The organism is Pseudokineococcus sp. 1T1Z-3 (assembly GCF_037482365.1).
In the GTDB taxonomy this organism is placed as follows: domain Bacteria; phylum Actinomycetota; class Actinomycetes; order Actinomycetales; family Quadrisphaeraceae; genus Pseudokineococcus.
In genome coordinates this window covers 49,910-73,732 of sequence record NZ_JBBHZF010000018.1, presented here as the reverse complement: position 1 = coordinate 73,732, position 23,823 = coordinate 49,910, and the positions used below count along the sequence as shown (strand labels likewise).

Annotated in this window: 22 protein-coding genes, 3 tRNA genes and 1 pseudogene; 17 read left to right on the top strand and 9 right to left on the bottom strand. The window is 77.0% G+C overall.

The window, feature by feature from the left end:
- Window positions 1-63 precede the first annotated feature (63 nt).
- Entirely contained in the window at window positions 64-1,476 is a 1,413-nt protein-coding gene (locus WDV86_RS05460; protein WP_339566585.1) for an MFS transporter, read from the top strand.
- 6 nt (window positions 1,477-1,482) lie between these two features.
- Here the strand turns inward: WDV86_RS05460 and WDV86_RS05455 are convergent, their stop codons facing one another.
- Window positions 1,483-1,950 (bottom strand): hypothetical protein, encoded by a 468-nt coding sequence (locus WDV86_RS05455; RefSeq protein ID WP_339566584.1) that lies wholly within the window; start codon window positions 1,948-1,950, stop codon window positions 1,483-1,485.
- A gap of 120 nt (window positions 1,951-2,070) precedes the next feature.
- A complete protein-coding gene (locus WDV86_RS05450) occupies window positions 2,071-3,018 on the bottom strand; it encodes a 1,4-dihydroxy-2-naphthoyl-CoA synthase (RefSeq protein ID WP_445262956.1) in 948 nt (315 codons plus the stop codon).
- Between the two features lie 119 nt (window positions 3,019-3,137).
- On the opposite strand from WDV86_RS05450, the gene WDV86_RS05445 reads away from it, so the two are divergent.
- Window positions 3,138-4,610, top strand: coding sequence for a hemolysin family protein (locus tag WDV86_RS05445; protein WP_339566582.1), 1,473 nt, complete (start codon window positions 3,138-3,140; stop codon window positions 4,608-4,610).
- Window positions 4,610-5,737 (top strand): o-succinylbenzoate synthase, encoded by a 1,128-nt coding sequence (locus WDV86_RS05440; protein ID WP_339566581.1) that lies wholly within the window; start codon window positions 4,610-4,612, stop codon window positions 5,735-5,737. Before WDV86_RS05445 ends, WDV86_RS05440 begins: the two co-directional genes overlap by 1 nt.
- Here WDV86_RS05440 and WDV86_RS05435 read toward each other — a convergent pair.
- On the bottom strand, window positions 5,706-6,812 hold the full coding sequence (locus WDV86_RS05435; protein ID WP_339566580.1) for an AbrB family transcriptional regulator: 1,107 nt from the start codon (window positions 6,810-6,812) through the stop codon (window positions 5,706-5,708). The genes WDV86_RS05440 and WDV86_RS05435 overlap by 32 nt on opposite strands.
- A gap of 69 nt (window positions 6,813-6,881) precedes the next feature.
- On the opposite strand from WDV86_RS05435, the gene menD reads away from it, so the two are divergent.
- The 5 genes from menD (at window position 6,882) to WDV86_RS05410 (ending at window position 12,394) form a co-directional block, all read left to right on the top strand.
- A complete protein-coding gene (gene menD / locus WDV86_RS05430; protein WP_339566579.1) occupies window positions 6,882-8,807 on the top strand; it encodes a 2-succinyl-5-enolpyruvyl-6-hydroxy-3-cyclohexene-1-carboxylic-acid synthase in 1,926 nt (641 codons plus the stop codon).
- Between the two features lie 71 nt (window positions 8,808-8,878).
- Window positions 8,879-9,571, top strand: a complete 693-nt coding sequence (locus WDV86_RS05425; protein WP_339566578.1) for a demethylmenaquinone methyltransferase — start codon at window positions 8,879-8,881, stop codon at window positions 9,569-9,571.
- A 101-nt stretch (window positions 9,572-9,672) separates the two neighbouring features.
- On the top strand, window positions 9,673-9,846 hold the full coding sequence (locus WDV86_RS05420) for a CsbD family protein (RefSeq protein ID WP_339566577.1): 174 nt from the start codon (window positions 9,673-9,675) through the stop codon (window positions 9,844-9,846).
- Window positions 9,847-10,011: 165 nt separating this feature from the next.
- Window positions 10,012-11,304, top strand: a complete 1,293-nt coding sequence (locus WDV86_RS05415; RefSeq protein ID WP_339566576.1) for a geranylgeranyl reductase family protein — start codon at window positions 10,012-10,014, stop codon at window positions 11,302-11,304.
- A 157-nt stretch (window positions 11,305-11,461) separates the two neighbouring features.
- Window positions 11,462-12,394 carry a polyprenyl synthetase family protein gene (locus WDV86_RS05410; protein WP_445262955.1) on the top strand — a complete coding sequence of 311 codons (933 nt, stop codon included), beginning with the start codon at window positions 11,462-11,464 and terminating at the stop codon, window positions 12,392-12,394.
- A gap of 27 nt (window positions 12,395-12,421) precedes the next feature.
- Here WDV86_RS05410 and rarD read toward each other — a convergent pair whose 3' ends face one another.
- The 3 genes from rarD to WDV86_RS05395 are packed head-to-tail and all read right to left on the bottom strand — an operon-like array spanning window position 12,422 to window position 16,517.
- Window positions 12,422-13,381, bottom strand: a complete 960-nt coding sequence (gene rarD, locus WDV86_RS05405; RefSeq protein ID WP_339566574.1) for an EamA family transporter RarD — start codon at window positions 13,379-13,381, stop codon at window positions 12,422-12,424.
- A 26-nt stretch (window positions 13,382-13,407) separates the two neighbouring features.
- On the bottom strand, window positions 13,408-14,499 hold the full coding sequence (locus tag WDV86_RS05400) for a 2-oxoacid:ferredoxin oxidoreductase subunit beta (RefSeq protein ID WP_339566573.1): 1,092 nt from the start codon (window positions 14,497-14,499) through the stop codon (window positions 13,408-13,410).
- Window positions 14,496-16,517 carry a 2-oxoacid:acceptor oxidoreductase subunit alpha gene (locus tag WDV86_RS05395; protein ID WP_339566572.1) on the bottom strand — a complete coding sequence of 674 codons (2,022 nt, stop codon included), beginning with the start codon at window positions 16,515-16,517 and terminating at the stop codon, window positions 14,496-14,498. The genes WDV86_RS05400 and WDV86_RS05395 overlap by 4 nt, the downstream gene beginning before the upstream one ends.
- Window positions 16,518-16,734: 217 nt before the next feature.
- On the opposite strand from WDV86_RS05395, the gene htpX reads away from it, so the two are divergent.
- Complete coding sequence (gene htpX, locus WDV86_RS05390) at window positions 16,735-17,598, top strand: zinc metalloprotease HtpX (RefSeq protein ID WP_339566571.1); 864 nt, start codon at window positions 16,735-16,737, stop codon at window positions 17,596-17,598.
- Window positions 17,599-17,619: 21 nt separating this feature from the next.
- On the opposite strand, the gene WDV86_RS05385 is transcribed toward htpX, so the two are convergent.
- On the bottom strand, window positions 17,620-18,474 hold the full coding sequence (locus WDV86_RS05385) for an alpha/beta hydrolase family protein (protein ID WP_339566570.1): 855 nt from the start codon (window positions 18,472-18,474) through the stop codon (window positions 17,620-17,622).
- Between the two features lie 101 nt (window positions 18,475-18,575).
- The gene (locus WDV86_RS05380; RefSeq protein ID WP_339566569.1) at window positions 18,576-19,067 is read right to left on the bottom strand and encodes a YajQ family cyclic di-GMP-binding protein; all 492 of its coding nucleotides are present in this window, start codon (window positions 19,065-19,067) and stop codon (window positions 18,576-18,578) included.
- A gap of 139 nt (window positions 19,068-19,206) precedes the next feature.
- Here WDV86_RS05380 and WDV86_RS05375 point away from each other — a divergent pair.
- The 6 genes from WDV86_RS05375 (at window position 19,207) to WDV86_RS05350 (ending at window position 21,091) form a co-directional block, all read left to right on the top strand.
- Window positions 19,207-19,288: transfer RNA gene (locus tag WDV86_RS05375), tRNA-Tyr, on the top strand.
- Window positions 19,289-19,506: 218 nt separating this feature from the next.
- Window positions 19,507-19,579: transfer RNA gene (locus WDV86_RS05370), tRNA-Thr, on the top strand.
- A 45-nt stretch (window positions 19,580-19,624) separates the two neighbouring features.
- Window positions 19,625-19,696: transfer RNA gene (locus tag WDV86_RS05365), tRNA-Met, on the top strand.
- Window positions 19,697-19,795: 99 nt separating this feature from the next.
- The gene (gene rpmG, locus WDV86_RS05360; RefSeq protein WP_339566568.1) at window positions 19,796-19,966 is read left to right on the top strand and encodes a 50S ribosomal protein L33; all 171 of its coding nucleotides are present in this window, start codon (window positions 19,796-19,798) and stop codon (window positions 19,964-19,966) included.
- 175 nt (window positions 19,967-20,141) lie between these two features.
- A complete protein-coding gene (locus WDV86_RS05355) occupies window positions 20,142-20,642 on the top strand; it encodes an FAS1-like dehydratase domain-containing protein (protein WP_339566567.1) in 501 nt (166 codons plus the stop codon).
- A complete protein-coding gene (locus tag WDV86_RS05350; protein ID WP_339566566.1) occupies window positions 20,639-21,091 on the top strand; it encodes a MaoC family dehydratase in 453 nt (150 codons plus the stop codon). Before WDV86_RS05355 ends, WDV86_RS05350 begins: the two co-directional genes overlap by 4 nt.
- Before the next feature lie 44 nt (window positions 21,092-21,135).
- Here the strand turns inward: WDV86_RS05350 and WDV86_RS05345 are convergent, their stop codons facing one another.
- Window positions 21,136-21,753 (bottom strand): class I SAM-dependent methyltransferase, encoded by a 618-nt coding sequence (locus WDV86_RS05345; RefSeq protein ID WP_339566565.1) that lies wholly within the window; start codon window positions 21,751-21,753, stop codon window positions 21,136-21,138.
- Window positions 21,754-22,055: 302 nt separating this feature from the next.
- Here WDV86_RS05345 and WDV86_RS05340 point away from each other — a divergent pair, with 302 nt between their 5' ends.
- Together WDV86_RS05340 and pxpA are read left to right on the top strand one after the other, a co-directional pair.
- A complete protein-coding gene (locus tag WDV86_RS05340) occupies window positions 22,056-23,342 on the top strand; it encodes a hypothetical protein (protein WP_339566564.1) in 1,287 nt (428 codons plus the stop codon).
- Window positions 23,339-23,823, top strand: a pseudogene (gene pxpA / locus WDV86_RS05335) (5-oxoprolinase subunit PxpA); the annotation flags it as partial. The gene WDV86_RS05340 and the pseudogene pxpA, both read left to right, overlap by 4 nt.

Here is a 23,823-nt window from a genome sequence, read left to right as displayed (position 1 = left end):
TTCGGGCTCCAGGGCATCGCGTGCTGGTGGTGGGGCGGCGCGCAGACACTGGAGCGCCCTCGCATGACCTCGTCCACCACCCCGCGCCGCCCGCTCGCGCCTCGCTCTCCCGGCCGTCGCGCCGAGTCGGGCGGCACGGTCGACCGTCGGCCGCCGAGCAGCGAGCTCGGCAGCGTCGCCGGCGCCGCGGCGGCCCCTCCTGCCGCGGCCGCGGCCCACCGCCCGACGCGGTGGCGGTCTGTCATCGACTCCTTCCGCGAGTACCGCCACCTGCCCGAGGTCGCCGGCCGCTCCTACCTGCCGGTGACCTTCCTGGCCCGGCTGCCGGTGACGATGGTCCCGGTCGCCATCCTCACCCTCGGCCAGGTGGCCACCGGCTCCTCGGCGGTCGCGGGGGCGGCGGCCGCCGCGGCGGCGGTCGGCGAGGCGGTCGGGGCGCCGGCCACGGGGGCGCTGGCGGACCGCCTCGGCCAGCGCCGGGTCCTGCTGGCGGTCGCCGGGCTGCACGCCCTCGCGCTCGTGACCCTGCTCGTCGCCGCCTCCTCGGGGCTGCCGCTCGGCCTCGTCCTGGCCGCCGCGGCCGTCGGCGCGACCGTCCCGCAGGTCGGGCCGCTGTCGCGGGTGCGCTGGATGGCCATGTCGCCGAGGCACACCCGCACCGCCTTCGCCTTCGAGGGCACGGCGGACGAGGTCGGCTTCGCCCTGGGCCCGGCCCTCGTCGGCCTGAGCGCGTGGGCGCTGGGAGCCTCGGCGCCGGTCGTGCTGGCGGCGCTGCTGGTCGTCGGGGCCGTCAGCGCCTTCGCCCTGCACCCCTCCGCCCAGGCGGTGCCGGTCCGCACCGCCGCCGAGCGGGCCGCCGACCGCGAGGCGGTGCGCGAGCGTCGCCGCGCCGACGGAGGCCGCCGGCGAGAGCCCCTGGCGCTCGTGCCGCTCGTCGGCATGCTCGCCGTCGGGTCCTTCTTCGGCGGCAGCAACACGGCGCTGACGGCGTCGGCCGCCGCCGCCGGCGTCGCCGAGGCCGCCGGGCTCGTCGTCGCCGCCATGGCGGTGGGCTCGGCCGTGACGGCGCTCGCCGTCGTCGCGCTGCCCGCCTCGTTGGGCCCGTGGCGCCGGTGGGCGGGGGCGGCCGCCGTCCTCGTCGTCGGTGCGCTGCTCATGCTGTGGGCGGCGCCGGGCCTGCCGCTGCTCGTGGTCACGACGGTCCTCGCCGGGCTGGCGATCGGGCCGCTGCTCGTGACGATCTTCGACGTCGCCGGCCGCCTGGCACCCGAGGGCGGCGCTGGCCTGGCGCTCACGCTGCTGACCAGCGGCGTCGTCCTCGGCGTCGCGACCGGCTCGGGTGTCGCGGGGGTGCTGGCCGAGCGGGTCAGCCCGACGGCCGGCTTCGGCGTGGGCGTCGTCGCGGCGCTCGTGCTGCTGGCGCTCGTCCTGGTCGCCGCGGCCACGCGCCGGCCGCTGCCGCCGCCTGCGGGCTGAGGGCTCTCAGCGGGGCGCCGGCCCCAGCGCGGTGCGGACGGCGAGCACGACGGCGACGGCCGCGGCGGCCGCCGCCCACAGGCCCGCCGCCGCCGCGACCAGCGCCGCCGGCAGCAGCACGAGCGGCAGGACCCCGCGCCAGGTGCTCTCGCGGCCGCTCCGCAGCACGGAGAGCCCGACGCCGACGAGCGCCGTCGCCACCGGCAGGCCGAGACCGGCGCCGACGCCGAGGCCTAGCGCCTCGCCGGTCGCCACCGGCTCGCGGACGCCCGTGTCCATCGCCGTCACGGCCCCCCAGCCCGCGAGGTCGGGGTCGAGGGCCAGCGGCAGGAGCCCCGCCGTGGCCGCCGCGAGGGCGAGGAGCCCGACGACGAGCAGGCCCCAGCCCGCGACCTGCTCGCGCGCGTCCAGCCGCCACGGGGTGCGGGTGGCGGCGGGGGAGCGGGTGACGTCGTCCTGCTGCAGACCGACCATCCAGCGACGGTAGCGCGGGACGTCCCTGCGACCTCGGCCGTCGTCAGCCGGTGCGCCTGCCGGCGAGAGCCCGCGGCGTCCCGGTCGTCGGACCGCCGACGTCGCGGCGTGCCGCCGGCCTCAGTAGTACCAGGGGTAGGCCGACCAGTCCGGTGACCGCTTCTCCAGGAAGGCGTCCCGGCCCTCGACGGCCTCGTCGGTCATGTACGCCAGGCGCGTCGCCTCGCCGGCGAAGAGCTGCTGGCCGACGAGCCCGTCGTCGGGCAGGTTCATGGCGTACTTCAGCATCCGCTGGGCGGTGGGGGACTTGCCGTTGACCTCGGCGGCGACGACGAGGGCCTCCTCCTCCAGCCGGGCGTGCTCGACGACGAGGTTGACGGCGCCCATGCGCTGCATCTGCTCGGCGTCGTAGGTGCGGCCGAGGAAGAAGATCTCGCGGGCGTTCTTCTGCCCCACCATCCGCGCCAGGTAGGCCGAGCCGTAGCCGGCGTCGAAGCTGCCGACGTCGGCGTCGGTCTGCTTGAAGCGGGCGTGCTCGCGGCTCGCCAGGGTCAGGTCGCAGACGACGTGGAGGCTGTGGCCGCCGCCGGCCGCCCACCCGGGCACGACGGCGACGACGACCTTCGGCATCGTCCGGACCATCCGCTGCACCTCCAGGACGTGCAGCCGCCCGCCCTCGGCGGCGACGCGGGCGGCGTCGACGGTGTCGGCGCCCTCGCCGCTGGCGTACTGGTAGCCCGAGCGCCCGCGGACGCGCTGGTCCCCGCCCGAGCAGAACGCCCACCCGCCGTCCCGCGGGCTCGGGCCGTTGCCCGTGAGGAGCACGCAGCCGACGTCGGGCGTGCGGCGGGCGTGGTCGAGCACGGCCAGCAGCTCGTCGACCGTCCCCGGGCGGAAGGCGTTGCGGACCTCGGGCCGGTCGAAGGCCACCCGCACCGTCCCGCGCTCGGGTCCTGGCCGCGTGCAGCGGTGGTAGGTGACGTCCTGCAGGCCCTCGAAGCCGGGGACGACCGCCCACGACGCCGGGTCGAACAGCTCGGAGACGACTGCCGGCCCCCCGGTCGGCACTCCCGCGGACGACGGACCGGTGCTCTCGCTCACCCGCGGAGGATGGCACGGGCACCCGGCGGCGCCGTCCTGCCCACCGCGTCCCCGACCACGGCACCACCTCGGGCGAGGATGAGCCCATGTCGCTCGGCTGGGAGATCCTGCTCGTCCTCGTCTTCGTCCTGGTCGGCGGCCTCTTCGCCATGTCCGAGCTGGCGCTGGTCTCGCTGCGCGACGGCCAGGTGCGCGCCATGGTCGCGGACAAGCTGCGAGGCGCCGCCGCCGTCGAGCGGCTGCGCGCCTCGACCAACCGGTTCCTGTCCGCCGTCCAGATCGGCGTCACGGCCGCAGGCTTCTTCGCCTCGGCCTACGGCGGCGCGACGATCGCCCAGCGCCTGAGCCCGCAGCTGCAGAGCTGGGGCGTGCCGCCCGCGCTGGCCGTCACGCTCGCGCTCGTCCTCGTCACCGCGCTGGTCTCCTACGTCTCGCTCGTGCTCGGCGAGCTCGTGCCCAAGCGCATCGCCCTGCAGAAGCCCGACACCGTCTCCCGCCTCGTCGCGCCGAGCCTCGACCGCATCGCCGTGCTGGCGACGCCGGTCATCTGGCTGCTCGACAAGTCGACCAACCTCGTCGTCCGGCTGCTCGGCATGGACCCCAGCGAGGAGCGCGACGAGGTCAGCGAGGAGGAGCTGCGCGAGATGGTCTCCACGCACGAGGACCTCGACGACGACGAGCGTCGCCTCATCGACGACGTCTTCGCCGCCGCGGACCGTCGCGTCGCCGAGGTGATGATCCCGCGCACCGAGGTCGAGTTCCTCGACGGCAGCCTCACGCTGGAGGAGGCCGCGGCCCAGGTCGAGCGCCAGGCCCACTCCCGCTACCCGGTGACGGGGGAGGGGGTCGACGACATCATCGGCTTCGTCCACGTCCGCGACGTCCTGACCGCGCTGCGCCGCAACCCCGACGGCCGGCTCACCGACGTCATGCGCAAGGTCAGCCTCGTCACCGGCAGCCAGGCCGTGCTGCCGGCCCTCTCGGCCATGCGCCGCACCCGCCGCCACATCGCCGTCGTCGTCGACGAGTACGGCGGTACCGACGGCATCGTCACGCTCGAGGACCTCGTCGAGGAGCTCGTCGGCGACATCCAGGACGAGCACGACCGCGCCGAGGAGGGCTCCTCCAGGCGCGGGCAGGTGGAGGTCTCCGGGCTGCTGCACCGCGACGAGGTCGCCGACGCGACCGGCGTGCAGCTGCCCGACGGCGGCTTCGAGACCCTCGGCGGCTTCGTCATGGCGGAGCTCGGCCGGGTGCCCGCGCAGGGGGACTCGGTCGAGGCGCTCGGGCACCGCTTCACGGTGCTGCGCCTGGACGGGCGCCGGGCCGACCGGATCTGGGTCGAGCCGCTGCCCGAGCCGCTGCCCGACGGCGAGGGCCCGGGTGACGACGTCGCCGCGCCCGAGCCGGCGCGTGCGGCCGGCACGGGCCGCGCCCCTGGCGGCCCCCCGCCCGGCCGGGCCGGCAGCGGGCACCTCAGCACCGGGGCCACGGCCGGCTCGCCCGCGGACTCCGGCGCGCGCGAGGAGTGGGCGGGCGACGGCGACCAGCGGCGCTGATGCCCGCCTGGACGGGCGGCACGCGCACCCCCGCGGCCTGGCCCCCACCCGGCGTCGACCCGGCGACACCGCTCCCTCCCGTGGCCGAGCTGCTCGACGGCGCCCTCGTCGTCGAGGTGCCGCTGCGGGTGCGCTTCCGCGGGCTCGACCGCCGCGAGGCGCTGCTGCTGCGCGGGCCCGCCGGGTGGGCCGAGCTCGCACCCTTCGTGGAATACGACGACGCCGAGGCGGCCTGGTGGCTCGCCGCCGCCGTCGAGGCCGCCTGGCTCGGCCCGCCGCCGGCGGTGCGGGAGGTCGTGCCCGTCAACGCGACCGTCCCTGCCGTCGCGGCCGAGGACGTCGGCGCCGTCCTCGCGCGCACGCCCGGTGCCCGCACGGCCAAGGTGAAGGTCGCCGAGCCCGGCGTGCCGCACGAGCGGTCGACGGCCGAGGACCTCGAGCGCGTCGCCGCGGTGCGCGCGGCGCTCGGCCCCGGCGGGTGCGTGCGGGTCGACGCCAACGGCGCCTGGACCCCGGCGCAGGCCGAGCGGGTGCTCACGGCGCTGCGGGCGCAGGGGCCGCTGGAGTACGCCGAGCAGCCGTGCGCGGACGTCGAGGGCCTGGTCGACCTGCGGGCGCGGCTGGCCGCGGCCGGCGTCGACGTGCCCGTGGCCGCCGACGAGAGCATCCGGCGCGCGCACGACCCGCTCGCCGTCGTCCGCGCCGGGGCGGCCGACGTCGCCGTCCTCAAGACGCCGCCGCTCGGGGGGATGCGGGCCCTGCTCGCCCTCGCGGAGCGGCTGGCGCGCGAGCACGGCGTGCCCGTCGTCGTCTCCAGCGCGCTGGACACCGCGGTGGGCCTGGCGGCGGGGGTCCACGCCGCCGCGGCGCTGCCCTCGCTGGCGCACGCGTGCGGGCTGGCCACCGGCAGCCTGCTCGCCCGCGACGTCTCGACGCCGCTCGCCGTCGACGCCGGGGCGCTGACCGTCGCCCAGGCCGACCGCGTGCGCGCCGGCGTGGACCCCGCCGCCCTCGCCGACCTGGCCGCACCGGCCGACCGCCGCCGCTGGTGGCAGGAGCGGCTGGGGCGGGCGCACGCCCACCTGGGCGGGCGGCTCAGCCCCGGCGCCGCGCCAGGAGCCGGCTGATCGCGGGCGCCAGCACCAGCATCGCCAGCAGCCGCAGCACCTGGACGGCCAGGACGAAGGTGACGTCGGAGCCCGTGGCCACCGACGCCGCGATGACGGCGTACAGCCCGCCCGGCGTCGTCGCGAGGTACCCGTCGAGCAGGGTGGTGCCGGTGAGCGCCGACAGCAGCGCCCCGAGCCCGGCGCACGCGGCGATGACGCCGGCGACGAGCACGAGCGCCGCCGGCAGGACCCGCCGGACCACGACGACGGTCTCGCGGGTGAAGGCCAGCCCCGCCTGCAGCCCGATGACGCCGTAGGCGACCTGCACGAAGAGGAAGGGCACCTGCGCGCCCCCGGTGACGCCGAGGCCGCTGAGGACCGCCGACAGCACGAGCGGACCCAGCAGCGTCCCCGACGGCACGCGGCTGAGCCGGCCCAGCCCGCGACCGAGCGGGACGACGACGGCGACGAGCAGCACCCCCGCCCACAGCGGCGCCGCGCCCGCGCCCGCCGGGTCGGCCCCGTCGCCCTGGCCCGTGCCGACGCCCGTGGCGAGCAGCACGAGCGGCAGCGAGGCGGTGATGACGAGCACGCGCAGGTACTGGATGACGGCGACGAGCCGCTGGTCGGCGCCGAGGTCGCCGGCCATGGCCACGAGGCCGGAGGCACCGCCGGCGGTGAGGGCGAAGGCCCCGGTGAGGGGGTCGACGTCGCGGTGGCGGCCCAGGAGGACGCCGGCGAGGACGCTGATCCCCAGCGTCAGCAGCACGACGAGCACGACGGGGGCCCAGTCGCTCGCCAGGCCCGTCAGCGTGCCGGGCTGCACCAGCGTGCCCACGAGGACCCCGAGCACCGCCTGGGCGCTGAGCGCCGCCCGGCGGGGCACCTGTCGGGGGCCGCGCGGGTCGTGGCCCGAGAGGCCCGAGAGCGCGGCGACGACCCCGACGAGGAGCCCGCCGAACAGGACGCCGGACGGCACCCCACCGAGCTCCAGCGCGCCGCCGACGAGGGCGGTGAGCAGGACGACGACGGCCCAGCGCCACCACGGCACCGGCGACGGCGGCCCCTCGCCCCTGGCCCCCCGTCGTCGCACCGGGCCCATCCTGGGGCCCGCCGACGGGTGCCGACGACACCGCCGTCGTCGAGCCCGCAGGATGGGCCCGTGCCCGTGGACCGAGACGCCGCCGAGGACGACGGCTCACCCCCCGCCGCACCGCCGTCCGCGCAGGCCTGCGCCGTCGCCGCGGTGGCCGCGCTCGTGGCCCGCGGGGTGCGCCACGTCGTGCTGTGCCCGGGGTCGCGGTCGGCGCCGCTCGCCTACGTCCTCGCCGACGCCGAGCGGGCCGGGGACCTCGTCGTGCACGTGCGGACCGACGAGCGCGCCGCAGCCTTCACCGCGCTGGGGATCGGCCGGGCGAGCGGCGTGCCGGCGGCTGTCGTCACCACGTCGGGCACGGCGGTGGCCAACCTGCACCCCGCGGTGCTGGAGGCCCACCACGCCGGCGTGCCGCTCGTCGTCGTCTCCGCCGACCGCCCGCACGCGCTGCGCGGGACCTGGGCGAACCAGACGAGCGAGCTGCAGGCGGGGCTCTTCGGCGGCGCCGTGCGCGTGGCGGTGGACCTGCCCGCACCCCGGGAGGGGGAGGACGTCGCGGCGGCCGCGCAGCGGTGGGCCGAGGCCGTCGCCGGCGCGGTCGAGGCGGCACGGGGGCTGCCGGCCGGCGAAGAGGCCGGCGGCGGGGCTGGCGGCGCCCGCCGTCCCGGGCCGGTGCACCTCGACCTGGCCTTCGCCGACCCGCTCGTGCCCGCGGACGACGTCGTCGTCGCGGCCCCGCGGCTGCCGGCGCGGCGTCTCGCGCCGCCGCCGCGCGGCCGCGACGTGCACGCGCTCGAGCCCGGCCCGCGCACCGTCGTCGTCGCCGGGGACGCACCCGCGAGCACGGGGTGGACGGCGCGCTGGCTGGCCGAGGCCGGGGGGTGGCCGCTGCTGGCGGAGCCGACGTCCGGCGCCCGCTCGGGACCGTGCACGACCGAGGCCTACCGGTTGCTGCTGGAGCGCCCCGAGCTCGGCGGGCGGGTCGAGCGGGTGGTCGTGCTCGGGCGGCCGACCCTGTCCCGCCAGGTCACCCGGCTGCTCGCCGACGAGGGCGTCGAGGTCGTCCAGGTCGTCGAGCACGACGGCGACCCCGGGCCGGCGCCTCGCCCGGGGCTGCACCGCGTGGTCGGGTCGGCCGTGCCCGCCGACCTGCTCGACGCGCCCGCGGGATGGCACGCCCGACGCGCCCTGGCGCCGGACGCCTGGCTCACGGCCTGGCTGCGGGCCGGGGCGGCCGCGGCCGCCGCGGTCGACGAGGTGCTCGACGCGGAGGCGGCGGCCGGCCGGCTCACGGGTCCGTGGCTGGCGCGCGAGCTGCTCGGTGCCACGGCCGTCGACGAGGTCGCCGTCCTCGCGGCCTCGACCGCCGTGCGCGACGCCGACCTCGCGGGTGCCCCCTTCGTCGAGCCGGCGCTCGACGCCCAGCGCTCGCCGTCGCCCCCGCCGCTGCGGGTGCCGCTCGACGTCCGGCTCGTGCTCGCCGGGCGGGGCCTGGCCGGCATCGACGGGACGCTCGGCGGCGCGGTCGGTGCGGCGCTCGCGACGGGGCGGCGCACCCGCGTGCTCGTCGGGGACCTCGCGGCCCTGCACGACCTCGCCGGGCTCGCCGTCCCGGCCGGGGAGCGGGGGCGGTCCACGCGGTGGTCGACGCCGCCGCAGGTGCAGGTCGTCGTCCTCGACGACGCCGGCGGCGGCATCTTCGGGCTGCTGGAGCACGGCGAGGTGGCGACGTCGTCCCCCGCGCGGGAGGGGGACGTGGAGCGGCTCTTCGGCACGCCACCGGGCGTCGACCTGCTCACGCTGGCCCGCGGCCTCGGCGTCCCGGCTCGCCGCGTCGACGACGCGGGCGACCTGCGCGCCACCCTCCGCGCGCCGGAGCCGGGGCTCTCCGTGGTCGTCGTACCGGCCGACCGCTCGCGGCTGCGCACGCTCCACGCACGCCTGCGCGACGCCGTGACGGCCGCCCTGGACGCACTGGCGCCCGCCCCCTGAGGAGGAGTCGTCGCCGAGCCGCCCCCGCGGCGCGCGCGAGCCGGCGCGAAGGCGGCTGGCAGACTCCCGGCGTGAGCCGCGCCGACCTGGACAAGCAGCCTGCCGAGGTCGCCGCGATGTTCGACGGCGTGGCGGAGCGGTACGACGTCACCAACGACGTCCTGTCCCTCGGCCAGGACCGCCGGTGGCGACGCGCGGTGGTGCGGGCGCTCGACGTCCGCCCCGGCGAGCGGGTGCTCGACCTCGCCGCCGGCACCGGCACGAGCAGCGCGCCGATGGCGGCCCTCGGGGCCAAGGTCGTCGCCTGCGACTTCTCCCTCGGGATGCTCCGGGCCGGCGCCCGCCGCCGTCCGCTGCCCTTCGTCGCCGGGGACGCGACCCGGCTGCCCTTCGCCGACGGCGCCTTCGACGCCGTCACCATCTCCTTCGGGCTGCGCAACGTCACCGACCCCGGCGCGGGTCTCGCCGAGATGCTCCGGGTCGTGCGTCCCGGCGGGCGCCTCGTCGTCTGCGAGTTCTCCGCGCCGACGTGGCGACCGTTCCGCACCCTCTACACCGAGTACCTCATGCGTGCGCTGCCCTCCCTGGCGCGGCGCACGAGCTCCAACCCCGAGGCCTACGTCTACCTCGCCGAGTCGATCCGGGCCTGGCCCGACCAGCGGGCGCTCGCGGGGCAGATCCGTGCCGCCGGCTGGGACGACGTCGCCTGGCGCGACCTCACCGGCGGCGTCGTCGCGCTCCACCGGGCGGCACGCCCGCTCTGAGCCGGTGGGGCGCGCGACGTCGCGGCGTCACGCCGGGGTGCGGCGGGGACCGGCCGGTGCTTTCGTAGGACCACCAGGACCCCGCCGACGAGGAGGCACCCATGAGCGCCACGGACAAGATCAAGAACGCTGCCCAGCAGGCGTCCGGCAAGGCCAAGGAGGTCGTCGGCAGCGCCCAGGGTGACGACGAGAAGCGCGCCGACGGCAAGGCCGACCAGACCTCCGGCGACCTCAAGCAGCGCGGCGAGCACCTCAAGGACGCCGTCAAGGACTGACCTGCCCGCACGACGCCGGACCCCGCCGCGCCCCCGCGACGGGGTCCTCGTGCGTCCGGCGAGGGGCCCTCCGTAGGCTCGGGGAGGGCGCCCCGGCTCCTCACCCAGCCGCTCCTCCGGCCCTTCACCCAGCACCCCCAGCCGACATCCAGATCGAGAGCCGACGTGCCCACCCCTGCGCAGCACGACGCCGACGTCCTCGTCGTCGGCGCCGGCCCGGCCGGCGCCACCGCCGCCCGCCACCTGGCCGCGACGGGCCTGTCCGTCCTCGTCCTGGAGAAGACGTCCTTCCCCCGCGAGAAGGTCTGCGGCGACGGCCTCACCCCCCGGGCGGTCCGCGAGCTGCTGGCGCTCGGCCTCGACCTCTCGCCCGAGCGGGGCTGGCGCCGCAACCACGGCCTGCGGCTCATCGGGGGTGGCATGCGCGTCGAGCTGCCCTGGCCGGAGCTGGCGTCCTTCCCGCCCTACGGGCTGGTCCGCACCCGCCTGGACATGGACCACCTCCTGGTGCAGCACGCCCGCGCCGCCGGCGCGGAGGTCCGTGAGCGCACGTCCGTCACGAGCGCCGTCGTCGACGAGCGCACGGGGCGCGTCGTCGGCGTCCGCGCGCACGCCGTCGACGAGCGCGGGCGGCGGGCCGGCGAGGAGGTCGAGCACCGTGCGCCCGTCGTCCTGGCCGCCGACGGCGTCTCCGCACGTCTCGCCCTCTCCATGGGCCTCGAGCGCCGCGAGGACCGGCCGATGGGCGTGGCCGTCCGCACCTACTACCGCTCCCCGCGGCACGAGGACGACTGGATGGAGAGCTGGCTGGAGCTGTGGGACGGCGAGCCCGGCCGCTCCCGGCTGCTGCCCGGCTACGGCTGGGTCTTCGGCGTCGGCGACGGCACGAGCAACGTCGGCCTCGGCGTCCTCAACTCCTCCTCCGCCTACGGCAAGGTGGACTACCGCGACCTGCTGCGGCGGTGGACGGCGACGTTGCCGGGGGAGTGGCACTTCGACGAGGAGCACCGCCAGGGCAAGGTGCTCGGCGCCGCGCTGCCCATGGGCTTCAACCGGACGCCGCAGCACCACCGCGGGGTGCTGCTGCTCGGCGACGCCGGCGGCATGGTCAACCCCTTCAACGGCGAGGGCATCGCCTACGCCATGGAGTCCGCCCGGCTCGCCGCCGAGGTCGTCGTCCAGGCCCTGGGGCGGCCCGACGCCGACCGGCTGAGGGCCCTGGACGCCTACCCCGCGGCGGTGCGCGCCGCCTGGGGCGGGTACTTCACCCTCGGCGCCGTGTTCGTGAAGATGATCGGCCACCCTGCCGTCATGGAGATCGCCACCCGCCACGGCCTGCCGCGCCCGCTCGTCATGCGCCTGGTCCTCAAGCTGCTGGCCAACCTCACCGACCCCCGCGGCGGCGACGCGCTGGACCGGGTCGTCAACGGTCTGCAGCGTCTTGCGCCGGCGGCCTGAGGTGGCGGTGACCGCAGCGCGCGCCGCGTCCGGGACACTGGGTGGCGTGAGCCCCCGCACCCCCCAGCCGTCCGCCCCCGCCCTCGGCGCCGCGGCGGGCGACGGCTGGGGCGTGCCCGTGCCGTCAGGGACCACGGCCGAGCGGGTGGCCGCGCGGATGGAGGCGGTGGAGGGCCGGCTCCGCACCGCCGTCACCTCCTCCGACCGCCTCGCCGACAGCACCTCCCGGCACCTCGTCGAGGCCGGCGGCAAGCGGGTGCGCCCGCAGCTCGTCCTGCTCGCGGCCGAGCTGGGCGACGGCGCGGCGCCCGAGGTGCTGGACGCCGCCGTCGTCGTCGAGCTCACCCACCTGGCGACGCTCTACCACGACGACGTCATGGACTCGGCCCCGCTGCGCCGCGGAGCCCCTGCCGCGCAGCAGGTCTGGGGCAACAACGTCGCGATCCTCACGGGCGACCTGCTCTTCGCGCGGGCGTCAAGACTCGTGGCGGGGCTCGGCCCCGAGGCGGTGCGGATCCAGGCCGAGACCTTCGAGCGCCTCGTCCTCGGCCAGCTCCACGAGACGGTCGGCCCCCGCGAGGGCGACGACCCCGTCGAGCACTACCTCCAGGTCCTCTCGGACAAGACCGGCTCCCTCATCGCGACCTCAGCCCGGTTCGGGGCCATGTTCGGCGGCTGCGACGCTGCCGTCCTCGACGTCGTCGTCGCCTACGGCGAGCGGGTCGGCGTCGCCTTCCAGCTCGCCGACGACGTCCTGGACCTGCGCGGTGACGACAGCGGGAAGCAGGCGGGCACCGACCTGCGCGAGCGGGTCCCCACGCTGCCCGTGCTGCTCGCGCGCGACGCCGCCGCGTCAGGGGACCCCGAGGCCGCCGCCGTCGTCGCCCTGCTCGACGGCCCGCTCGGCACCGACGCCGAGCTGGAGGCCGCCGTCGCGGCCCTGCGGGCGCTGCCCTCGACCGACGCCGCCCACGCGCGCGCCCAGCACTGCGCCCAGCAGGCCGTGGACACCCTGGCGCCGCTGCCGGACGGCGAGGCCAAGGACGCCATGGCCGCCTTCGCCGAGGCGATCGCCGACCGCGCGCGCTGAGCCGGCGCTCCGGGCCCGGCCGGCCCCTCACACCCCGGTCGCGGACAGGGTCGAGCGCGAGAGCGTGGCGCGGTGCCGCGCGGCCCGCAGGGTGTCGGTGGTGAGCAGGAGCAGGGCCAGCCAGACCAGGGCGAAGCCGGCCCACCGCGCCGAGGTCACGTCCTCGCCGAGCACGAGGACGCCGAGCAGGAGCTGCAGGACGGGCGTGAGGTACTGCAGCAGACCGATCGTCGTCAGCGGCACCCGACGGGCGGCGGCCCCGAAGAGCAGCAGCGGCAGCACCGTCACGACGCCCGTGCCGACGAGCAGGGCGGTGTGCAGCGGCCCGACGGCGGTGAAGGTCCCGCGCCCGGTCACCTCGAGGGCCACGAGCGCGGCGAGGGCCAGCGGCGCGAGCAGCAGCGTCTCGCCCGTCAGGGAGGCCAGCGCGGGGGTCCGCCGGCCCACCCGGTTCTTCGCGAGGCCGTAGACGCCGAAGCTGGCGGCCAGGACGAGCGCGATCCAGGGCAGGCGGCCCTCGCCGACGCTGATGACGGCGACCGACAGCCCGCCGAGGACGACGGCGGCCCACTGCAGCGGGCGCAGCCGCTCGCCCAGCAGCAGGACCCCGAGCAGCACCGTCACCACGGGGTTGGCGAAGTACCCCAGCGACGCCTCGACGACGTTGCCCGACTGCACGGCGTAGACGTAGACGCCCCAGTTGAGCGCGATCGTCGCGGCGGCCGCGAGCAGCCAGCCCGCCCGGCGGCGGTCGGCCAGCAGCCCCCGCACCGCGCCGAGCTGCCGCAGCGCCAGCGTCAGGACGAGGCAGGCCAGCAGGGCCCACAGCACCCGGTGGACGAGGACCTCGACCGCCCCGGCGGGCGCGAGCGCGGCGAAGTAGAGCGGGAAGGAGCCCCACAGCGTGTAGGCGCCGACGCCCATGAGCGTCCCGCGGCGGACGTCTGCCGCCCCCCGGCCCGCCGGGGCTCCCTCGACCGTGGTCACCGGCGGGGAGCCACCGGCCGGGGACCTCAGCGCACGACCCAGGTGTCGCCGCCGGCGATGAGGGCGTCGAGGTCGGCGTCGGTCGCCGGCCCGGACGAGGCCTGCGCGCTCGCGACCTGGTCACGGACGAGGTCGTCGTACGTCGGCCGCACGACGGAGCGGAAGACGCCGACCGGCACGTGCGCCATCGACGGGCCGTCGAGGCGGGAGAGGGCGAAGGCCTGCGAGGGGTCCTGCGCCCCGGCGTCGTGGACGACCACCTCGCGCCCGTCGGCGTCCGCCGCCGGCACCGCCTCGACACCACCGCCCGCGGTGCGGACGACGACCCGTCGGTCCTCCTCCCGCCCGTAGCGGACCTCCTCGCCGTCGACGAGGTGCACGAGGCGGGCCGTGGCCTCGTCCCGGTCCTTGAGGACGTCGAAGGCGCCGTCGTTGAAGATCGGGCAGTTCTGGTAGATCTCGACGAAGGACGTCCCGCGGTGCTCGGCGGCGGCGCGCAGCACCGAGGTGAGGTGCTTGCGGTCGGAGTCCGTCGTGCGCGCGACGAACGTCGCCTCGGCCCCGAGGGCGAGGGAGACGGGGTTGAACGGCGCGTCCACCGAGCCGGCCGGTGTCGACTTCGTCACCTTGCCGACCTCGGAGGTGGGGGAGTACTGCCCCTTGGTCAGCCCGTAGATGCGGTTGTTGAACAGCAGCACCGTGAGGTTGACGTTGCGCCGCATCGCGTGGATGAGGTGGTTGCCCCCGATCGACAGCGCGTCGCCGTCGCCCGTGACGACCCAGACCGACAGGTCGGGGCGAGAGGTCGCGAGGCCCGTGGCGATGGCGGGGGCGCGGCCGTGGATGGAGTGCATCCCGTAGGTGTCCAGGTAGTACGGGAAGCGGGAGGAGCAGCCGATCCCCGAGACGCAGACGATGTTCTCCCGCCGCAGCCCGAGCTCGGGCAGGAAGCCCTGCACGGCGGCGAGGACGGCGTAGTCGCCGCAGCCGGGGCACCAGCGCACCTCGCCCGCGGCGGTGAAGTCCTTCTTGCCCAGGGTGACGCCCTCGGGCAGGCGCGGGACGTCGTCGGTGCCGGTGCGGAGCGCGGGGATGCCGAGCGGGGTGCTGGTGGTCATCGACGGGCCTCCTGGGGGCTCTCGAAGGGGGCGCCGGCGCCGACCAGCTGGCGGGCCGCGAGCTCGTCGGGCAGGGCGGCGACGGCCTCGCGGACGACGTCGGTCAGCTCGCCGGCGGTGAAGGGCCGCCCGCGCACGCGGGCGTGGCTCTGGACGTCGACGAGGTAGCGCCCGCGCAGGAGCAGGGCCAGCTGGCCACCGTTCATCTCCGGCAGGACGACGCGGTCGTAGGCGCGCAGCACGTCGCCGAGGCCGGGCGGGAAGGGGTTGAGGTGGCGCAGGTGGGCGCGCGCGACCTGCAGGCCCTCGGCGCGCGCGTCCCGGACGGCGGCGGCGATGGGCCCGTAGGTCGAGCCCCACCCGAGCACGAGCACCCGGGCCCGTGACCCGTCGGGCGCGACCGGGTCGTCGACCTCCAGCGGCGGGACGGCGACGCCGTCCACCTTGGCCTGCCGCAGGTTCGTCATCTTCTCGTGGTTGTCGGGCTCGTAGGAGATCTCGCCCGTGACGTCGGCCTTCTCCAGGCCGCCGACGCGGTGCTCCAGGCCCGGCGTGCCCGGCACCGCCCAGGGCCGCGCGAGCGTCTCGGGGTCGCGCAGGTAGGGCCGGAAGGCCGGCGTCCCGTCGTCGCCCGCGCCGTTGGGGCCGGTGGCGAAGGCCGGGTCGATCGTCGGCAGGTCCGCGACGTCCGGCAGCGCCCACGGCTCGGAGCCGTTGGCCAGGTAGCCGTCGGAGAGCAGGATCACGGGGGTGCGGTAGGTGACGGCGATGCGGACCGCCTCCAGGGCGGCCGTGAAGCAGTCGGTGGGGGAGCTCGCGGCCAGGACCGGCAGCGGCGACTCGCCGTTGCGCCCGTACATGGCCTGCAGCAGGTCCGCCTGCTCGGTCTTGGTGGGCAGGCCCGTCGAGGGCCCGCCGCGCTGGACGTCGACGACGACGAGCGGCAGCTCCAGCATGACCGCCAGGCCGATGGTCTCGGCCTTCAGCGCCAGGCCCGGGCCCGACGTCGTCGTCACCCCGAGGGAGCCGCCGAAGGAGGCGCCCAGGGCGATGCCGACGCCGGCGATCTCGTCCTCGGCCTGCAGCGTGGTCACGCCGAAGCGCTTCAGGCCCGACAGCGCGTGGAGGATGTCGCTGGCCGGGGTGATCGGGTAGGAGCCGAGGACGAGCGGCAGGCCGGCCTTGTGCGCCGCGGTCGCCAGCCCGTAGGCCAGCGCCGTGCTCCCGGTGATGTTGCGGTAGGTGCCCGCGGGGTGCTCGGCCGGGGCCACCTCGTAGCGGACGGCGAAGCCCTCCGTCGTCTCCCCGAAGGCCCAGCCGGCGCGGAAGGCGGTGAGGTTGGCGTCGCGGATCTCCGGCTTCTTGGCGAACTTCGTCTGCAGGAAGCGCTCGGTCGCCTGGGTCGGGCGGTCGTAGAGCCACGACAGCATCCCGAGGGCGAACATGTTCTTGGCGCGCTCGGCGTCCTTGCGCGAGAGGCCGGAGCCGGCGAGCGACTCCACGGTCATCGACGTCAGCGGCAGCGCGTGCACCTGGTAGCTCTCGAGGCTGCCGTCCTCCAGCGGGCTCGCCGTGTAGCCGACCTTCTGCAGGCTGCGCCGGGTGAACTCGTCGCTGTCGGCGATGACGACGCCGCCCCGGGGCAGGTCGCCGATGTTGGCGCGCAGGGCCGCGGGGTTCATCGCGACGAGGACGTCGGGGGCGTCGCCCGGGGTGAGGACGACGTGGTCGGCGAACTGCAGCTGGAAGCTGGAGACGCCCGGGAGGGTGCCCTGGGGCGCGCGGATCTCGGCGGGGAAGTTGGGCAGGGTCGCGAGCGCGTTGCCCAGGGTCGCCGTCTCGGCGGTGAAGCGGTCTCCCGTGAGCTGCATGCCGTCGCCGGAGTCGCCGGCGAAGCGGATGACGACGCTCGCAACCCGCTGGACCGGGGTGGCGCCGGCCGGCGACGTCGGGCGGCCGTCGTGGTCGGCCGGGGGTGGGTCGGTCGGGGCGTCGGGCGTGGGCGACTCGAGACGCATGGGAGCGGCAACACCTTCGGGGTCGGGGGCCATCCCCGCTTGTCGACCGGTCCGGTCGGAGAAGTGCTGCGCCGGGCGCGGGGGAGCGGGTCCACGCCATGGTAGGTGGGGAACGAGCGCCGGCCGGTCGGCGTTGCCCCCGGTGAGACGGCGAGAGGCCGTCGCCTGCGGGCTCCTCGCCCGCGGGTGCACCAGCGAGGAGAGGCACCAGGCGTCCATGGGTCACCAGCACTTCAACGGCGTGAAGACGGCAGTCCTGTTCGGCGCCTTCGGCGGGCTCGTCCTGCTGGGGTCGTTCCTCGTCTTCGGGCAGAACCTCAACGCCCTGCTCCTCGGGCTCGTCATCGCGCTCGCCGTGAACGGCTTCTCGTACTGGAAGAGCGACACGCTCGCCATCAAGGCGATGCGCGCGAAGCCGGTCACCGAGGCCGAGCAGCCGGAGATGTACGCGATCGTCCGCGAGCTCTCGGTGCAGGCGGGCAAGCCCATGCCGCGGCTCTACGTCTCGCCGACGCGGGCGCCGAACGCCTTCGCGACGGGCCGCAACCCCGAGAACTCGGCCGTCTGCTGCACCCAGGGCATCCTGGAGCTGCTGGACCGGCGCGAGCTGCGCGGCGTCCTCGGGCACGAGCTCATGCACGTGTACAACCGGGACATCCTCACCTCCTCGATCGCGGCCGCGATGGCGAGCGTCATCACCTTCCTCGGCTACGCGGCGCTCTTCTTCGGCGGCAACCGGCAGAACGGCGGCAACCCCGTCGCGGCCATGCTGCTGCTCTTCCTCGGCCCGCTCGCCGCCGGGCTGATCCAGATGGGCATCAGCCGCACGCGCGAGTTCGACGCCGACGAGGACGGCGCACGGCTCACGGGTGACCCCCTGGCGCTCGCGAGCGCCCTGGCCAAGCTGGAGCGCGGCACCAAGGCGGCGCCCCTCGCGCCGGAGCGGGACGTCGTGAACTCCAGCCACATGATGATCGCCAACCCGTTCCGGGCCCGCGACGTCAAGTCGCTCTTCTCCACCCACCCGCCCATGGACCAGCGCATCGCCCGCCTCGAGGCCATGGCGGGCCGGCGCGGCTGAGGGCCCCGGTCGCCGGAGCCCTCAGCGCACCTGCAGGGCGGCGAGGACGACGGCCCGCGTCAGCGCCCAGCACTGGGACGTCGGGTCGAGGTGGGCGCTGTGCCCCTCGCCGCGGACCAGCGCGACCCGGACGTCGGTGGCACCGGCCGTCCGTGCCGCCTGCGCGTACAGCTCGCCCTGGTCGGGGGGCACGACCTCGTCGAGGTCGCCGGTCACCGCCAGCACCGGCGCGCAGGCGGGTACCAGCGCCGCCGGGGACGCGTGCGCGTAGCGCTCCTCGACCTCCCGCGGGGAGCCGCCGAGCAGTCCGGCGACGGCGCCGCGGCCGAGGTCGGCCGCGTGCGCCGCCACGAGGTCCAGCACCCCCGCCTGGGCGACGACGGCGAGCGGGCGGAGCGCCGGCGAGGCCCCCGGTGCACCCTCGGGCAGGAGGTGCCGGCCGGCCGACCAGGCGGCGACCTGCCCACCCGCGGAGTGGCCGACCACGACGGCGCGGGAGGCGTCGAGCCCCGCCGCCGGCGCCACCGCGACGAGCAGGTCCAGCGCCGCTGCAGCGTCCGCGAGGGTGGCGGGCCACCCGCCGCCCTGCCCGACCGCCCGGTAGTCCACCAGCCAGACCGGGATGCCGGCCCGGAGCAGGTCGACGGCGACGTGGTCCTGCAGCCGACGGTCGTACGCGCGCCCGCCGTCGGGAGGACCGGCCCGCCAGAAGCCCCCGTGCACGAGGACGGCGACGCCGTCGGTCCGCCGCCGCGAGGGCAGGTGCAGCTCCGCCACCTGGCGGGGGTGCTGCCCGTAGATGTGCAGCGCCGAGGAGCCGTCCGGGTCGGCCAGCGCCGCCGCCCCCGGACCTCCCCGTACCGACCTGGGCCCCACCAGTCCCCCGTCCCTGACGTCTGCCGCCCGGGCCCACCCGGGTGGTCGTCCTCGTGCCGTCGTCCCGCTCCCGTGGTCGGAGGACCGGTCGAGGCAGGCCGCTAGCGGTAGTTGGTGAACTGCAGCGCGACGTCCAGGTCGGCGCCCTTGAGCAGCGCGATGACGGCCTGCAGGTCGTCCCGGCTCTTGGCGCTGACCCGCAGCTCGTCCCCGGTCACCTGGGTCTTGACCCCCTTGGGGCCCTCGTCCCGCACGATCTTGGCGATCTTCTTGGCGTCCTCGGTGGACAGCCCCTCCTTGAGCGAGCCCTCCTGCCGGTGCTCCTTGCCCGACTGGCGGACGTCGCCGAGGTCGATCGCCTTCAGCGAGACCCCGCGCCGGATGAGCTTGGTCTGCAGGACGTCGAGCGCCGCGGCCACGCGCTCCTCGCTGCTGGCGACGAGGACGACGCGGTCCCCGCTCCAGCTGACCCCCGCGCCGGTGCCCCGGAAGTCGTAGCGCTGGGAGATCTCCTTCGCCGCCTGGTTGATCGCGTTGTCGACCTCCTGGCGGTCGACCTTGCTGACGACGTCGAAGGACGAGTCGGCGGCCATGGGTCCTCCTCTGCGCCCCGGTGGTGCCGGGGCCGCTGGTCTCGTGCGGCGCCCGGCATCTTCTCGCGTGACGCACCCTGCCGTGACCTTGTACTCTCGGCCACCGCACGGCGGACGTCGCGACGTCGCGTGCTCGCGAGGCAGGTTGCCCGAGCGGCCAATGGGAGCTGACTGTAAATCAGCCGGCACAGCCTTCGCAGGTTCGAATCCTGCACCTGCCACGCCAGACGAGGGCGCCCCGCACCTGCGGGGCGCCCTCGGCACGTCAGGGCTCGCGACAGGGCACACGTCTGGGCGCACGTCACGGGCACACGTCCGGGGCTCCCGAGCGGGGACACGGGCCGGCCCGCGGTGCGCCGTCGACCCCGGTGCCGCCGCCGCGTTTCGGTCTGGTCTCCACCGGCGTGTACGCTCGGCTGCCGTGCCCGTCACGGGCGCCGCCCCAGTAGCTCAGTCGGCAGAGCGTCTCCATGGTAAGGAGAAGGTCTAGGGTTCGATTCCCTACTGGGGCTCTGCAGCTTCCCCGCCGGGGCCCACCGGGCCTCGGCGGGAGACCCGGCGAGGTAGCTCAGTGGTAGAGCAAACGGCTCATAATCGTTGTGTCGCGGGTTCGATCCCCGCCCTCGCTACGCCAGGTGCCCGCCTGCCGCGGTGACGCCGGGAGCCGGCCGCAGACCGCCCGCAAGGCACCGCCCGCACCCGCACGAGAGACCGAGAGGCAACCCGCCGTGGCCAGCAAGAGCACCGACGTCCGACCCAAGATCACGCTCGCCTGCACGGTGTGCAAGGAGCGGAACTACATCACGAAGAAGAACCGCCGCAACGACCCCGACCGGATCGAGCTGGCGAAGTTCTGCTCGCGCTGCGGCCACCACACCGCGCACCGGGAGACCCGCTGACCGCAGGGTCGCGAGGCGACGACACGGCGGGACGCCCTCGGGGCGCTCCCGCCGTCGTCGTCCTGGGCAGCTGACCCGCTCGCAGAGCACACCCTCCCCGGACGGCTGACCCGCTCGCGCACGACCCCGCCGTCGCACCGGCGCGACGGCGACCACCCCCAGCAGAGGAGCTGACGTGGCCGTCGACCAGAGCTTCGTCGGGCGGACCTACCCGCCGGACGGCGTCTACGAGGTGAGCGCGGAGAAGGTCCGCGACTTCGCCGCCGCCGTCGCGGGCGCAGGCTCCGCGGCCGCGGTGGGGGGCCCCCTCGCCACCGCGGAGGTGCCGGCGGTCCACGTCGACGCCGCCGCCGCCCGTGCGCTCGGGCACGGCACGCCGCTCGCGCCGCCGACCTTCGCCGTCGTCCTCGCCCAGCGCAGCGACGCCCGCTTCCTGGCCGACCCGGCGGCCGGGGTCGACTTCACCCGGGTCGTCCACGGCGAGCAGTCCTTCACCCACCACCGGCCGATCGCCGTCGGCGACCGGCTCGTGACGACGCTGCACGTCGACGGCGTCCGCGGCGCCGGCGGGCACTCGATGGTGACGACCCGCAACGAGATCGCGACCGAGGACGGCGAGCCGGTGTGCACGGCGGTCTCGCTCCTCGTGGTCCGGGCACCGCAGGAGAGCGCGTGAGCACCTCGACGCCCATCGGGGTGGCAGACCCGGGCGCCCCGCTCGAGGTCGGCCAGGAGGTCGCGCGGGCGACCTACCCGCTGCACCGCGGCGACCTCGTCCGCTACGCCGGCGCGAGCGGCGACTTCAACCCCATCCACTGGAGCGAGCCCACCGCCGTCGGCGTCGGGCTGCCGGGTGTCATCGCCCACGGCATGCTCACGATGGCGCTGGCCGGTCGGCTCGTGCAGGAGTGGTGCGGCGACCCCGGGCGGATCGCGAGCCTCGGCGTCCGGTTCACCAAGCCCGTCGTCGTGCCCGAGGAGGGCACGGAGCTCGAGGTCGTCGCCGTCGTCGGGGCGCTGGCAGACGGCGCCGACGGCGAGCCGCCGACGGTCCGCCTCGACCTCACCGCCTCCTGCGAGGGCGTGGTCGTGCTCGCGCGCGCCAGGGCCGTCGTGCGCCGCTGACACCACCGGCTCACCCGAGGCCGCCCGACTCGTCGGGGGGCGGGTCAGCGCCGCGCCAGGACGAACCACGTGGGCCGCGTCGGGCGCAACCAGCGGCGCAACGTCGCCGGGTCGGCCGGCTCGGCGGCCTGGAGGTCCCACCCGGGCAGCAGCCGCTGGAGGTCCGCGCGCCCCAGCCCGCGGGGCAGCGGCGGCGGTCGGCGCGCCGGGGACCACGCGAGCAGCGCCAGGACGGCGCCGGGCTCGCAGACGGCGTCCAGCCCGCGGGCCAGGGCCGCGACGCCCGCCTCGCCCAGCCCGTGGGCGCAGCCGACGTCGAGCACCGCCGCGAACCCCCGGCGGCCTCCCGACCGCAGCGCGAGGGTCTCCAGCCGCGTGACGTCGCCGCGGACGAGGTCGACGTCGACCCCCGCGGCCGTGGCCCGGCGCCGGGCCCGCGCCAGGACCCGCCCGACGTCGTCCACACCGGTGACGTCGAAGCCCCGACGGGCGAGCTCGGCCCCGTCCTCGCCCGTGCCGCAGCCGAGGTCGAGCGCACGCACCGGGGGCGCGCCGTCCGCGGGGCGACCGCAGGCGGCGGTCAGCAGGTCGACGCCCTGGCGGCCCGTGCCCTCCCAGGGGGCGGCGCGGACGGCGGACATGGCCTGGAACACAGCGGTCACGGCGACCTCCAGCGGCGGCTGCGGGCTCGGCGGGACGCCGGCTCCGGTCCCGGCTGCGACCGGTCTACCCTCCGGCGGCCCTCCCGGCCACCGCGGGCGGGGCCGCCGCCGACCGGCCGCCGCCCCCTGTCCGCCGAGGCGGCCCGGCCCTAGCGTTCTCGACGATGCACCGACCACCTCCGCCCCCCGCCCAGCCCTCGTCCCAGCCCTCGTCCGGGCCCTGCGCCGGCTCAGCGCCGGGGCCTGCCCGTGGACCTGCTCCTGGGTCCCCGCCGCCAGGGCTGGGCGTCGAGGACGCCCGCGTGGGGCTGCGGCTGCCGGGGGAGCCGCAGGCCCTCGCGGCGCGGGTGCTCGCCACCAGCGGCCTCGACCGTGTCGTCGACGCCCTCGTCGCCCGGTTCGACGACGACGCGGGCGGCGCCGGCGGCGTCACGGCGGACCCGGCCGCGCTCGCCGCGGACGCGGGCGCCCGGCTGTGGCGCGCCGCGCTCGAGCGCGCCCGGCGCCCCCGTCCGAGCGGGCCTGCGGCGAGCGGGACCGGCCTCACCGGCGACCCCGTCGACGACCCCACCGACGACCGGCCCCTCTACTGGGCGCGCCTGACGGTGCGGGTGAGGCTGCAGCAGTGGGCGGCTCGCACCGGGCAGGACGCCGGTCCGGCGCTCGCCGCCCTGGAGCGCAGCTCGCGCGGGCTCGACGACGTCGCGTTCCCGCCCGGGGAGCAGACGACGCGCGTCCTCGTCACGGGCTTCGACCCCTTCCGGCTCGACGACGACCTGTCCCGCTCGAACCCCTCCGGCGCAGCCGTCCTCGCGCTGCACGGCCGGCAGGTGTCGACGGCCACCGGCAGCGCGCTCGTGCAGGCGGTCGTCCTGCCGGTGCGGTGGCAGGCCTTCGACGACGGCGTCGTCGAGGACGCCGTCGGCCCCCACCTGCTCGGCGGCGAGGGCGACGCCGACGTCGTCATGACCGTCAGCCAGGGCTCGCCCGGCCTCTTCTCGGTCGAGGGCTGGGCGGGCGCGTGGCGCGGCGGCGGCCCCGACAACGAGCGCGAGGTGCGCCGGGAGGAGGTCCCGCCGGCGCGCGGCTGGCCGCAGCCGGGGCCCGACCACGTGGAGCAGCTCCTGCGCACGACGCTGCCGGCGGCGCAGATGCTGGCGGCCGGCACGGGACCCTTCCCCGTCGAGCTGCGCGAGCGCATCCGCGTCTGGACCGGGGGCACCCGTGACGGCGAGCCCGTGACGACGAGCGAGCCGCCGCAGCCGGGGTGGCTCGCCGCCGCGGGCGGCGGCGGGGACTACCTCTCCAACGAGGCGATGTACCGCGCGAACCGCCTGCGCCGCAGCGCAGGTCGCCACGACGTCCTCGGCGGTCACCTCCACGTCCCGGCCTTCACGGGCGAGCACGCCGGCCGCTGCGGCGAGGTGGCCGTCGCCGAGCACCGTCGCGCCGTCGTCGACCAGACGGTCGCCCTCGTCGTCGCCGCGGCCCGCGCCGCGGCCCGCGCCGAGCCCGGCGCCGGGTCCGGGGCGGCACCCGGCGACGGGCCCGACCGCTCGGCCCTCGCGAGCGCGGTGGGTCCCGCGTGAGGACCGTCGACCTCAACGCCGACGTCGGCGAGTCCTTCGGCCGCTGGGTGCTCGGCGACGACGCCGCGCTGCTGCCGCTGGTCAGCAGCGCCAACGTCGCGTGCGGCTTCCACGCCGGGGACCCGCTGACCCTGCGGCGCTCGTGCGAGGGCGCCGCCGCCCACGGCGTCGCCGTCGGCGCCCAGGTCGGCTACCGCGACCTGGCCGGCTTCGGCCGGCGCTTCCTGGACGTCGACGCGGCCGACCTCACGGCCGACGTCCTCTACCAGCTCGGGGCGCTCGACGGCCTCGCGCGCGCGGCCGGGACGCGCGTCACCTACCTCAAGCCGCACGGCGCGCTCTACCACGCGGCGTCGCGCGACGAGGGGCAGGCGAGGGCCGTCGTCGCGGCCGTGCTCGCCTACGACGCCACGCTCCCCGTGCTGGGGCTGCCTGGCTCGAGGCTGCTCGACGTCGCCGCGCAGGAGGGCCTCCGGGCCGT

Coding starts and splice junctions, on each gene's coding strand:
- WDV86_RS05460 (WP_339566585.1), top strand. CDS start 64: ATGACCTCGTCCACCACCCCGCGCCGCCCGCTCGCGCCTCGCTCTCCC.
- WDV86_RS05455 (WP_339566584.1), bottom strand. CDS start 1,950: ATGGTCGGTCTGCAGCAGGACGACGTCACCCGCTCCCCCGCCGCCACC.
- WDV86_RS05445 (WP_339566582.1), top strand. CDS start 3,138: ATGTCGCTCGGCTGGGAGATCCTGCTCGTCCTCGTCTTCGTCCTGGTC.
- WDV86_RS05440 (WP_339566581.1), top strand. CDS start 4,610: ATGCCCGCCTGGACGGGCGGCACGCGCACCCCCGCGGCCTGGCCCCCA.
- WDV86_RS05420 (WP_339566577.1), top strand. CDS start 9,673: ATGAGCGCCACGGACAAGATCAAGAACGCTGCCCAGCAGGCGTCCGGC.
- WDV86_RS05410 (WP_445262955.1), top strand. CDS start 11,462: ATGGAGGCGGTGGAGGGCCGGCTCCGCACCGCCGTCACCTCCTCCGAC.
- WDV86_RS05400 (WP_339566573.1), bottom strand. CDS start 14,499: ATGACCACCAGCACCCCGCTCGGCATCCCCGCGCTCCGCACCGGCACC.
- WDV86_RS05395 (WP_339566572.1), bottom strand. CDS start 16,517: ATGCGTCTCGAGTCGCCCACGCCCGACGCCCCGACCGACCCACCCCCG.
- htpX (WP_339566571.1), top strand. CDS start 16,735: ATGGGTCACCAGCACTTCAACGGCGTGAAGACGGCAGTCCTGTTCGGC.
- WDV86_RS05380 (WP_339566569.1), bottom strand. CDS start 19,067: ATGGCCGCCGACTCGTCCTTCGACGTCGTCAGCAAGGTCGACCGCCAG.